Here is a 1,233-nt window from a genome sequence, read left to right as displayed (position 1 = left end):
GGGCGACCTCGCCACCGAAGTCGGCGCGCATCTGGTCGAGGGTGTACTCGGTGTCCTCGATGGTGTCGTGCAGCAGCGCGGCGACCAGTTGCCTTCGGCATGGGCATCGACAAGCCCGACGTGCGGTTCGTCGCGCACCTCGACCTGCCCAAGTCCGTCGAGGGCTACTACCAGGAGACCGGCCGCGCCGGCCGTGACGGTCTGCCATCAACCGCCTGGCTGGCGTACGGGCTTCAGGACGTGGTCCAGCAACGCAAAATGATCGAGACGTCCGACGGGGACCTCGCCCACCGCCGCAACCTGGCCGCACACCTGGACGCGATGCTCGCCCTCTGCGAGACGGTGCGCTGCCGGCGGGTCCAACTGCTCGAATACTTCGGCGAGACGACGACGGCGGCGTGCGGCAACTGCGACACCTGCCTCACCCCACCGGAGACCTGGGACGGCACCGTCGCCGCCCAGAAGTTGCTCTCCGCCGTCTTCCGCCTCGACCGCGAACGCAACCAGCGCTTCGGCGCCGGGCACTGCATCGACATCCTGCTCGGCAAGCAGACCGACAAGATCAGCCAGTACGGTCACGACTCCCTGACAGTCTTCGGCATCGGCTCCGAGCTCAGCGAGGCCGAGTGGCGGGGCGTGGTCCGACAACTGCTCGCCGAAGGGCTCCTCGCCGTCGAGGGCGACTACGGCACGCTGGCGCTGACCGAGGCGAGCGCCGACGTCCTCGCTCGCCGCCGTACGGTCACCATGCGTCGCGAGCCGGAGAAGCCGGCATCGAGCCGCTCATCGAAGCCGCGCGGCGCGTCCACCGTCGTGGCCGAGCTGACCCCGGCCGCCGCGTCGCTGTTCGAGCGGCTGCGAGCCTGGCGGGCGACCACCGCCAAGGAACAGGGCGTCCCGGCGTACGTCATCTTCCACGACGCGACACTGCGACAGATCGCCAGCGACGCGCCCAGCACGCTGGGTGACCTGTCCAAGGTCAGCGGGGTCGGCGAGAGCAAACTCGCCAAGTACGGCGAGCAGATCCTGGCCGTCCTCACCACCGACTGAGGTCATGCCGAAGGGCCGGGTCCCGTGGTGGGGTCCGGCCCTTCGGTCATGTGGTTCGGGTTGGGTCAGCTGGTGGCGTAGCCGCGGGTGGCGATCCAGTCGGCGAGGTGTTCGACGCTGATCTGGTAGGCGGCCTGGTTGGGGTCGGCGGAGTCGGCGATGGTGACAATGGTGCCGTTGTCG

General features: G+C 69.3%; 2 pseudogenes. One reads left to right on the top strand and one right to left on the bottom strand.

The window, feature by feature from the left end:
* Nucleotides 1–87: 87 nt before the first annotated feature.
* Nucleotides 88–1,050, top strand: a pseudogene (locus tag ABZ749_RS35410) (RQC domain-containing protein); the annotation flags it as partial.
* A gap of 65 nt (nt 1,051–1,115) precedes the next feature.
* On the opposite strand, the pseudogene ABZ749_RS35405 reads toward ABZ749_RS35410, so the two are convergent.
* A pseudogene (locus ABZ749_RS35405) lies at nt 1,116–1,233 on the bottom strand (phytochelatin synthase); the annotation flags it as partial.

The sequence above is a fragment of the Micromonospora sp. NPDC047753 genome (assembly GCF_040642735.1).
Classification (GTDB): domain Bacteria; phylum Actinomycetota; class Actinomycetes; order Mycobacteriales; family Micromonosporaceae; genus Micromonospora.
This window is presented reverse-complemented; position numbering and strand designations above follow the sequence as displayed.